The organism is Saccharibacillus sacchari DSM 19268 (assembly GCF_000585395.1).
Classification (GTDB): domain Bacteria; phylum Bacillota; class Bacilli; order Paenibacillales; family Paenibacillaceae; genus Saccharibacillus; species Saccharibacillus sacchari.
Window position 1 is genome coordinate 3,129,388 of sequence record NZ_KK073875.1, and the last position, 10,286, is coordinate 3,139,673.

Below are 10,286 nucleotides of genomic sequence, written 5' to 3' on the forward strand. Positions count from 1 at the left end.
GTGAACGCCGGAGAGAATGGAGTCGATTTTGCCCGTGGATTTCCAAGCGGATGCTTTGAACCGAGTCATCAAAAATACCATCCAAGTCGTCGAAGACAGCAAGTATCAAATTTTTGAGATATTGGACCAGTCCCGCGCCGAACTCAACTCGCTCACCGAAGAACTGCAGAAGGTCATCAAGGAAACTTCGGACACGGCCGACATGGTCGATGATCTCGAAGGGAAATTCCGTCTTTCCCGTATCCGGCTCACGGAAGTGAGTCGGGATTTCGTTAAATATACGGAGAATGATATTCGGCAGGCCTATGAGCGGGCCACGCAGTTCCAATTGGAACTTTCGGTGTATAGGGAAAAAGAAGCTTATTTGCGAGCCCGTCGAGACGAGCTTCATCTTCGCGTGCGCAATGCCACGAGTTCGATCGAGCGCGCCGAGGCGCTGGGCTCGCAAATGAGTGTCGTCACCGAATATTTGTCCGGCGGAGAAGTCGGACAAGCAACCAAGATGTTGGAATCCGCAAAAACCCGCCAGATGGTCGGCTTGAAAATCATTCTGGCTCAGGAAGAAGAACGTAAACGCATTTCCAGGGAAATTCATGACGGTCCGGCGCAACTAATGGCTAATATGGCGCTCCGGACCGAAATCGTCGAACGCATGCTGGGCAAGCAGGATTACGGCCGCGTTCAAGAAGAAGTGGCGGATCTCAAAAAGCAGGTGCGTTTCAGCCTGGAAGAGATTCGCAAAGTCATTTTCAATCTCCGACCGATGGCGCTTGACGACCTCGGATTGATTCCGACGCTTCGCAAGTACACGCGCGACTACGAGGAAAAAAACCGGATTCGCACCGTATTCGAGACGAGGGGCAAAGAGTATCGGCTCTCTTCCGCCATGGAGGCTGCCGTCTTCCGCTTGATTCAGGAGGCGCTCACCAACGCGGCCAAGCACGGAGACCCTACTCATGTCGTCGTCGAGATCGCCTACCAGACGCAGCTTGTCAAAATCTCGATTCGGGATAACGGACGCGGCTTTAACATGGATATCTTGGAACAAAAGGCGAACCAGCATGCGCATTTCGGTTTGATTGGAATGCGGGAAAGAGTCGAGCTGCTTGAGGGACGAATGGAGATCGAATCAGCCGAGAATCAAGGAACCAAAATCGTGATCCATATCCCGACGAATGTAGAAAATGGAAAGGGGTATGAAGATGGAGAGCATGAACTCGGAACAACCTAAAATTAAAGTGCTTTTGGCTGACGATCACCAATTGTTCCGTGAAGGATTGAAAAGGATTTTGAACATGGAGGACGATATCGAGGTGATTGGGGAGTGCAGCGACGGCATTCAAGTGCTGGAATTCTGCAACGCCTACAGACCCGACGTCATCCTGATGGACATCAACATGCCCAACGAGAACGGCGTGGAAGCTACGGCGAAACTCCGCGAGATTTTCCCGGACATCAAAGTCATCATGCTGTCGATTCACGACGATGAAAGCTATGTCTTCGAGACGCTGCGCAAGGGAGCCAGCGGTTATCTCTTGAAAGACATGGAAGCGGAGTCGCTTATTAATGCGATTCGCAGCGTAGCGGCCGGCCACGCGTATATTCATCCCAAAGTGACGGGCAAACTGATTCAACAGCTTCAGCGCATGACGTTCGTGAACGAACGCGGCGCCATGTTCGAAGGCGTGCAAGACGAAGAAGCCGGCGTTAAATTCATCGGCGGCGAAGACAACCCGCTTACGCGCCGCGAAGCTGAAGTGCTGCGTCTGATGTCCGAAGGCAAAAGCAACAAAGCCATCGGAGAATTTTTGTTCATCAGTGAGAAAACGGTTAAAAACCACGTCAGCAGCATTCTGCAAAAGATGGAAGTCGAAGACCGGACGCAGGCCGTCATCAACGCAATCAAGATGGGCTGGGTTACGCTGTAAGCAACGCCTTCATTTTACGGACGAAAGTAGGGAATTGACGCTCATGTTTCCTAGTACGTTGTCTCCGTCTCATACCCAACACATCAAGCAGCTCTGCGAACAGGTTGAGACAGCGTAACGGGACCGATCTTGCGAAAGCAGGGTTCGGAAAAAGTTAGTAAGTGAAGAAAATAACGTATTATCAGGAATGAAGCACACTCCTTATACGCTCGCAAGAGCGCAAAGGGTGTGCTTTTTTTGTTGAATTTTTTAAAAAAATTATCGGAGGAATAGAAATGAAAGCAGGGGTTTATGTTGCCGGACATGCAAAGAAACTAAGCTGTTATATGTCGCTGGATTTGAATGTGGATCGATGCTGGTGGGGACTGCAGCAAGCCAGAGGGACAGAAGCGGTATTTTTTCGTCTCATTTCCCGCGGAATGCCCCTGCAATGGGCGACTGCATTGGCGGGGCTTCAGCTTAATGCGCATATTCCGACTTGGACAAATTCCGATTGGAGCCGATATATCCGTTCTGGTTTGGGCCGAATGCTGAACGAGGAAGATCTGGCCTCTTTTGAGCATTTATCGGGTATTGTAGAGTTCGATGAAGCGCAAGATGCGGCAATGCCTGTCCTTGGAAACCCGTTAAATGAAGCAACGGCGTCGACTTGGCTTAGACAGTTGCATGATTCCGCAGGACGATTGATTGCACGGTTGAACGGGAGGTCGCTGCTTGGGGGAGAAGTGGAGTCCATGTTGAAGGAGTTGGATCCTGCTTTGGAAAAGCAATGGAGATCCGTCGCGCAATTTGCGTATTTGCAAGGAACGATCAAGCTGGAGAACGCCGTGAAAACGAAGCCTAGAAGCGTTGCGGTTCGACAGGGTCTTAAGAATGTGTTTGGTTTGGGAAGTATGCTTGCTGAAAAATCGGCACATCAGTGCATGCGCTGCGGCAGTGCTGCCGACGGAGGACCCTGCGGTTCATGCGGCTCGTCCGATTGTGCGAGATGCGAGGCTTGCCGCGCACTCGGGCGAAGCCGTTCCTGCGAGGTGTTGGTATCGAGCATGCAGCAAGAGGGTTGCGCAGCGTCAGATCGCGGCCTATTAAGGGGGCAGAAACTAACGCAAGCAGACCTGCGGGCGAGACTGACGTATTGGAATCTCAGTCCGGCACAGACCGAAGCCTCCGAACAAGCCGTGCGTTTTCTGGAATCGCCGATCGGATCGTCCCGATCGGCTGCCGCCAAACAGATGAAGCGTCGACGGATTCTCCGTATAGCCATACAGTCTAACACCCAAAGACCCGATACATCCGGCTACGCCGCACAAGATCCAAGTAGCCGGTTTCTGCTTTGGGCGGTGACCGGAGCGGGCAAGACGGAGATGTTGTTTCCGTTAATCGAACACGTTCGTAGTCAAGGCGGCCGCGTGCTGGTCGCTACGCCCCGGCGTGACGTCGTATTGGAATTGGCCCCGCGTCTGCGTAAAGCTTTTCCCGATGAAACGCTGGTCGCTCTGTATGGAGGCAGCGAGGAGCGGTGGCGGCGAGGAGGGGTTACATTGGCCACGACGCATCAAGTGCTGCGTTTCGATCATGCCTTCGATCTGGTGGTGATTGATGAACTGGACGCTTTTCCTTTTCACGGGGATCCCATGCTGGCTTACGCCGCGGAACGGTGCCGGGCAGCCGGCGGGAGAACCGTCTATTTGTCGGCGACGCCGCCCAAAGAGCTTCAGTCGCTGGTGCGCAAAGGGCATCTGGCTTGCGCGAAAGTGCCGGTCCGATACCATCGTTATCCGCTGCCTGTCCCCATGCTGCTTCGGATGAGTTCGTTGTCTGAATGTTTGCGGAAAAAACGGCTGCCGGACGTGCTGCTGCGAAAATGGCGAGTATCGTTGGAGAGAGGGGCGCAGGTTTTTATTTTCGTTCCGAAGATTGCCTTCGCGGAGCCGCTGGCGGCGCTGCTGCGAGTCGTTTTTCCGGGGATTGCTGTCGGGGCGACTTCCTCGCAGGATGAAGAGCGCGGAGGCAAAGTGTCATCTTTTCGGGCAACCGACTTGAGAATGCTGGTGACGACGACCATATTGGAGAGAGGGGTCACGGTTCCGCGCAGCGACGTCTATATTTTGGATGCGGACAGCGGGCTGTTCGACGAAGCGTCGCTGGTTCAGATGGCAGGTCGCGCAGGACGTTCGGCAGACGATCCCGCAGGCAAGGTCGTTTTTGCAGCGGTTCAGAAAACGAAAGCCCAGGTCGGAGCCCGTCGCCAAATTCGCCGGATGAACCGATTAGCCCGGCCGTTTCTGCTGCCTCGGCATGCCCGAAAAAGCTCGGAGTCCAAACGATGAATATCGGGGCCTTATTACGCACATTATTGATGCCGACCCGCGAGCACTGCCTGGCGTGCGGTCGGCCGGCCAAGCTGGGCATCGTTCTTCCGTTGCTCTGCGAACGCTGCGCCGACCGAATTCCCTGGATCGTCGAGCCGCGCTGCCTCATATGCGGTCGGGCGCAAGGATGTCCGGATTGCCGGCGTCCCGAAGCGGGAGCAAGAGCTTTTTCCATCAATCGCAGCGCCGTCCTCTATGACGCGACGATGCGGGAGTGGATATCGGCGTACAAATACGGAGGAGCGGAACGCTTTGCGGAGCCTTTTTCGATCATGTTGGAGCAGGCTTACCGCCGGATGTGCCGTGAACTGTCCGCAGCGGGCGCGTGGCAAGCGGATCTGGTCACTTGGGTTCCCGTGAGCGCAGAGCGCCTTGAGGAAAGAGGGTTCAACCAAGCCGAGCTTGTTGCCCGCCGGTTGGCGAAACGTTTGAAGCTTCCGGCTTGCGACCTTTTAACGCGAAACGTGCACACGGGCAAGCAGAGCTTCAAGAGTCGGGCTGAACGTTTGCGGAATCTGGACGATGCCTTTTCGTTACTTCCTAATTTAGACCCCGGGGACTTTAAACAATGGGAAGCAATAGGAAGCGTAAAACATCCCGGCGGGTCTTTTCCTATTAAGGTCCTGCTGGTGGACGACATTTATACGACGGGGACGACTGCCGCCGTGTGCGCTTCGGTGTTAAAAAGTTTGGAAAGCGTTATAGATCGACCCGTGCTTGTGTACAGCCTGACGCTTGCCCGCTCGTAAAAGCGCTTGTAATGTATGCGTTATGCGTTAAAATGATAGAAGTAGGTAGAACCTTTCAACTCTTAATCAGAGGATTAAGTTTGGCTGAAACACACATGCTTTATGTAGGTTTTAGCCGGGCGTAACCTTACTTCTAGTGTTGATAAGGTGCTAGTACCTTTAATACATGAGAAAATTATCCGATATATAAGGTTAGGCATAGTTCAACATCGGCAACGAACACGAAGGAGGCGCCCTCGAGATGAATTTGGCGAATTGTCCGCGCTGCGGCAAGGTTTTTGTGATGAATTTTAAAGGAGTCTGTGCAGCCTGCTTAAAAGATATCGAGAATGAATACGAAGCATGCGTCAAATATTTACGGGATAATAAAGGTGCCCATATGCAGGAATTGTCGGATGAGACCGGCGTCAGCGTCAAACAAATTACTACCTTTATTCGCGAAGGACGCATTTCGACCGCAAGCGCCCCGAACCTGAGTTACGGCTGCGAAGTGTGCGGAACTTTTATTCATGAAGGAAATATTTGCGAATCATGCCGGGCAAAATTGACGGGCGATTTGCGGGAAGCCGCCAAAGAGCAGCCTAAGGCTCAAAAAAATACATCCAGCGGTGCCTACAAAGCCGTCGATCGGTTCAGAAACGACTAAAAAGTCCGTGCTCGTTTACCCAGCAATAGGAACAACGAAACAGAAATAGTCCAAATTTACGCTTGACAATTTAAAATTTTTATTTGAATAGCTCTAAACAATGTTTGAACAGGCACCGATAAACTTATTATAAGCTTATCGGTGCTTTTACTTACTCAGCGAAAACTCAAACCTTTAGGAGGTTGACCATATTATGAAGATCAACGACACATCGAGAATCGGAGCCATTAACCCTTACCAACGCACGCAAGAGACGCAACGTACCGAAGAAACGAAGAAAACGGCGCGCAAAGACGAAGTGACGATTTCCACGGAGGCGATGGATATGCTGAAAGCAGCAAACAAACCGGCCGACAGCGATCGCGCAGCACGCATCCAAGACTTGAAGCAGCAAGTAGCGGCCGGCACTTATTCGGTAGACGCAAATAAAATTGCCGAAAAGCTCTTACCATATCTCGGATAATAACCGATAAAGGTTATAACGGAATGGGGGACTTTTTCAGAAACCCGGTTAATCCGGCGTTTTTGGGAAAGTCCCCTTTTTAAAATAATCGGAAAGAAAGGTGAACGATCTTGGCACTGAAGCAGTTGATCGGACAGCTGGAGCAGCTGAACCGTTCCCATCTTGAAATGATCGAAATCGCGGAGACGAAAAAGGAAGCCGTGATTAAAAACGAAATCGACGTATTTATCGCTACGATGAATCGCGAGTCGAAATTGTTGAAACGGATCCAGACGGAAGACGAGCTGCGTACGGAGCTGGCTTATGCTTTTATGCAGGAACGCGGAATCAAATCCCGACTGAAGCTGACGATTGCCGAAATTTCAAGATTGGTCTTCGATCCGGACGAGAAACGGGAACTGCTGGACGTGCACGCTCGCCTTTCGGATACGCTGATGCGTCTCAAGCAAATCAACGACATGAATCGCCAACTGATCGAACAGGCGCTGTCGTTTATCGACTTTTCCATGGAACTCATGGCGCACCGCCCCGAGCAGGAAGTCACGTATCAGCACCCGGCATCCCAGGGTTACGGTTACGGCAGCTCGGGCATGTTCGACAGACGCGGTTAAGAGAGTAAAGGAGAGAACCTATGACATCGACATTCCATTCCCTGGAGACGGCCAAGCGCAGCCTGTATACGCAGACGACGGCGCTTAGCACGACCGGACATAATATCTCGAACGCCAATACGGCGGGCTATTCGCGCCAAGTGGTGAAGACGCAAGCGACCAGCGCTTTTGAAATGCCGGGATTGCGCAACTGGACCAGCGCCGGACAGTTGGGCAGCGGGGTAGAAGTGACGGCGATCGCGCGGGTGCGCGATTCGTATCTGGACGATCAGTTCCGCAGCGAGAACAGCGGACTCGGCGGTTGGACGGTACGACAAGAAACGCTCAGCAAGCTGGAAGCCATCGTGAACGAACCTTCGGAAACCGGCCTGAGCACGGTCATGAACAACTTCTGGTCGGCGTGGTCGGATTTCAGCAAAGACCCGCAGGATATCACGAACCGGAAGATCATTAAGGAAACGACGCTTGCGATGACGGATTCCTTGAATCAAACATCGAAGCAGTTGGATGCGATGACAACGGACATTACGGCAAATATCAATTTGAAGGCAACCGAGATCAACTCGTTGCTTCAAACGATTGCGGATTTGAACGCGGGCATCAAAAAAGTCGAAGATATGGGCAACAATGCGAACGACTTGAGCGATCAACGTGACTATGCGGTCGATCAGTTGTCGAAAATCGCGAATGTTTCGGTGACGAAGCTGGATACGGGGTATCAGGTCACTTTGGGCGGTGCTGCGGCGGTAGCGGGCACAACGGTGACTCCGGTAACGGAAGCGAGCCTGAAGGCTGCTTTTGACGGAGGAGCACTGAATAAAGGCGAAGTGTACGGCATGTTCGTTTCACGGGACGATTATGTTGTGGATTATCGCGCGCAGTTAGATACGTTGGCAAATACGCTGGCGAATGGGCAATTTGAGGTTACGCTTCCTGCAGGCAGCGTGCTTCCGGACGGTACAACGCTGAACGTAGTGAACGCAGACGGCACGCAGACGAGCACGACGTTCTCGAATACGGCGGGCAACCGGACGTTAACGGCTCCGATCAACGTGAAAGTTGACGGCATTAACGGCCTGATGAAGATCGGTTATACGATCGACGGCACGACGCCTTCGGCGGGCATCGACTTGTTCACGGCGGGCAGCGCCGGTACCGGCGGAGCCATTACGGCCGGAAATATCACGTTGAACGGGCAAATTCAAAACAACCCGAACCTGATCGCTTCTTCTTTCCGCGTGACAGGAGCCGGAACGACCGGCGAATCGGTTGTAACCGGCAATGCCGGCCTTGCCCTGATCATGGCGGATATGAAAAGCATGAAGTTCGACTTTGGCAGCGCGGCTTCGACGCCGGTCACGATCGACGATTACTTTGGATCGATCACGGGACAGCTCGGCGTGCAATCGAAAGAAGCGGCTCGCCAAGCGCAGAACGCAACGAATCTTTCGGATCAGGTCGAGACGCTCCGGCAATCGGTCAGCGGCGTATCCCTGGACGAAGAAATGACGAACCTGGTTAAATTCCAACAGGCTTATAACGCCAGCGCGCGTTTTATGACGACATTCGACGAAATGCTTGATAAACTCATCAACGGCACCGGTACGGTCGGCCGCTAATTTTTAGGGGAGGAATAATACAATGACCATCCGGATGACATCGAACATGATGAGCTCGACGCTTCTCGGCAACTTGAACCGCAATTTGTATAACATGGATAACCTGGAGCAGCAGATTTCTTCGGGACGCAAGATCAACAAGCCTTCCGACGATCCCGTAGGCGTAACGTACGCGCTTCGCTATCGCTCGCAGTTGGCCGGCAACGAACAGTTCCAGCGCGCGACAGATACGGCGCAGAGCTGGCTGGACGAGACGGACAGCCAAATGGGCAGCGCCGGGGATGTCATGACCCGTTTGAAGGAATTGATGGTGCAGAGCAGCACGGGAACGTATTCGGATTCCGATATGTTGTCGGCTGCGAACGAAGTCGAACAGTTGAAAAAACAGCTGGTCGATATCGGTAACAGCAAGCTTGGCGGAAAGTTCATTTTCAATGGTCAGCAGTATGGTTCGATCCCTTATCCGACTGCTGCCGGAACGGATTATTCGCAAGTCCAAACGGACAATACGGCTGTTCAGTATGTCATCGGCGAGAATATTCAATTCCAGATCAATACGACAGGTAACGAATTCTTCGGCATGGCAGGCGATGCGGATAACGTGTTTGCGGTGATGGATCGTGTCGTTTCTGCAATGAAAAGCGGGAATTCTGCCGGCATAGGTGCCGAAATGGGGACTGTGGAATCGCGTACCAATAAAATGATCGCTTCCCGTTCCGAAGTAGGCGCTCGTACAAACCGGGTTGAACTCGTGAATAACCGTTTGCTTGATCAGGAAATGAATACAACCACCCTTTTGTCGAAAACCGAAGACCTTGACGTGGCAGAAGCGTTGATTAAAGCAACAAGTGCGCAAACCGTGTATGAAGCGGCTCTTAAATCGTCTGCCAACATCATGAACACTTCTTTGATCGACTTCATGCGTTGAGTTGGGTATTGCCCGCTTGCTTTGTTGAATTTTAGGGATCAAACAGATAATCTGAAGCTGCGGGCGCTCGTCCGTGGCTTTTTTTAAATCGTTGAGGAGGATCGACATGATACAAATTCAATCCGTCCATTTGGGCGAACTGACAGTAGGGGAAGAAGACTTGATTAAGTTTCCCAAAGGCATTCCCGGGTTTGAAGAAGTTACGGAATACGTGCTCTGTGACGTGGACGAGACCTATAGTTATTTGCAGGCGGTGAGTGCAGGAGAAGTGGCGTTCATCGTAACCAATCCGTTCCTGCATTTTACCGATTATGAATTTCAGCTGTCCGAGGAATTGATTGAAGAACTTCAGCTGTCCGAGGAAAAAGGCATCGCTGTACGCTGTATCGTCACCTGGAATAGCGATCCGTCGCGAATCACCGCCAATCTGCTAGCCCCGCTTATTTTTAATATTTCCGACCGAATCGGCAAACAAATCGTTCTTCAAAACACTTCCTATCAGACGAAGCAACTGCTTAACTCTTCAACTTCCAAGGAAAGCGGTGAGTCCTAATGCTGGTCCTTTCGAGAAAAAAGGGAGAAACGATTGTCATCGGAGATGACATTGAATTGACTGTTTTATCTGTAGAAGGCGATACGGTCAAGCTGGGCATCAAGGCTCCAAAGCAGGTAGATATCATGCGTAAAGAGATTTTGGTTTCCGTGCAGGAAAATAATCAGAATGCGGCCGTCGACCCGAAACAAATTTTGCAATTGATGAAAAAAAATCTGTAATAAAATTGGGAAAATGCTTGGGAAGTATAAACAACTCTTCGGTACGGCCGATATATATATCAGGGCAGGGAAGTCGTTGACGAACCAAGCCAACCACACGGATGTGGGAATCAACCAATTCAGGGAGGAAACAAACAATGATTATCAATCACAACCTTCAAGCCGTAAACACGCACCGCAACATGGGACTGAACAG

At 51.7% G+C, this 10,286-nt stretch carries 11 protein-coding genes; all 11 read left to right on the forward strand.

What is annotated here, in order from left to right; translation table 11 throughout:
- Positions 1-34: 34 nt before the first annotated feature.
- The 11 genes from SACSAC_RS13330 (at position 35) to csrA (ending at position 10,090) form a co-directional block, all read left to right on the forward strand.
- The gene (locus SACSAC_RS13330) at positions 35-1,231 is read left to right on the forward strand and encodes a sensor histidine kinase (protein ID WP_037292791.1); all 1,197 of its coding nucleotides are present in this window, start codon (positions 35-37) and stop codon (positions 1,229-1,231) included.
- On the forward strand, positions 1,203-1,928 hold the full coding sequence (locus SACSAC_RS13335) for a response regulator (RefSeq protein ID WP_037287163.1): 726 nt from the start codon (positions 1,203-1,205) through the stop codon (positions 1,926-1,928). Before SACSAC_RS13330 ends, SACSAC_RS13335 begins: the two co-directional genes overlap by 29 nt.
- Positions 1,929-2,203: 275 nt before the next feature.
- Positions 2,204-4,258 (forward strand): ATP-dependent helicase ComFA, encoded by a 2,055-nt coding sequence (locus SACSAC_RS13340; protein ID WP_051507099.1) that lies wholly within the window; start codon positions 2,204-2,206, stop codon positions 4,256-4,258.
- A complete protein-coding gene (locus tag SACSAC_RS13345) occupies positions 4,255-5,049 on the forward strand; it encodes a ComFC family protein (RefSeq protein WP_037287166.1) in 795 nt (264 codons plus the stop codon). The genes SACSAC_RS13340 and SACSAC_RS13345 overlap by 4 nt, the downstream gene beginning before the upstream one ends.
- Positions 5,050-5,290: 241 nt before the next feature.
- Positions 5,291-5,695, forward strand: a complete 405-nt coding sequence (locus SACSAC_RS13350) for a TIGR03826 family flagellar region protein (protein ID WP_037287169.1) — start codon at positions 5,291-5,293, stop codon at positions 5,693-5,695.
- 193 nt (positions 5,696-5,888) lie between these two features.
- Positions 5,889-6,158 carry a flagellar biosynthesis anti-sigma factor FlgM gene (flgM, locus tag SACSAC_RS13355; protein WP_037287172.1) on the forward strand — a complete coding sequence of 90 codons (270 nt, stop codon included), beginning with the start codon at positions 5,889-5,891 and terminating at the stop codon, positions 6,156-6,158.
- Between the two features lie 110 nt (positions 6,159-6,268).
- Positions 6,269-6,769 (forward strand): flagellar protein FlgN, encoded by a 501-nt coding sequence (locus tag SACSAC_RS13360; RefSeq protein ID WP_037287175.1) that lies wholly within the window; start codon positions 6,269-6,271, stop codon positions 6,767-6,769.
- A 20-nt stretch (positions 6,770-6,789) separates the two neighbouring features.
- Positions 6,790-8,388 (forward strand): flagellar hook-associated protein FlgK, encoded by a 1,599-nt coding sequence (flgK, locus tag SACSAC_RS13365; RefSeq protein ID WP_037287178.1) that lies wholly within the window; start codon positions 6,790-6,792, stop codon positions 8,386-8,388.
- A gap of 22 nt (positions 8,389-8,410) precedes the next feature.
- The gene (gene flgL / locus SACSAC_RS13370; RefSeq protein WP_037287182.1) at positions 8,411-9,316 is read left to right on the forward strand and encodes a flagellar hook-associated protein FlgL; all 906 of its coding nucleotides are present in this window, start codon (positions 8,411-8,413) and stop codon (positions 9,314-9,316) included.
- Positions 9,317-9,422: 106 nt separating this feature from the next.
- Complete coding sequence (gene fliW, locus SACSAC_RS13375; RefSeq protein ID WP_084778051.1) at positions 9,423-9,869, forward strand: flagellar assembly protein FliW; 447 nt, start codon at positions 9,423-9,425, stop codon at positions 9,867-9,869.
- The gene (csrA, locus tag SACSAC_RS13380) at positions 9,869-10,090 is read left to right on the forward strand and encodes a carbon storage regulator CsrA (RefSeq protein ID WP_037287184.1); all 222 of its coding nucleotides are present in this window, start codon (positions 9,869-9,871) and stop codon (positions 10,088-10,090) included. Before fliW ends, csrA begins: the two co-directional genes overlap by 1 nt.
- Positions 10,091-10,286 lie beyond the last annotated feature (196 nt).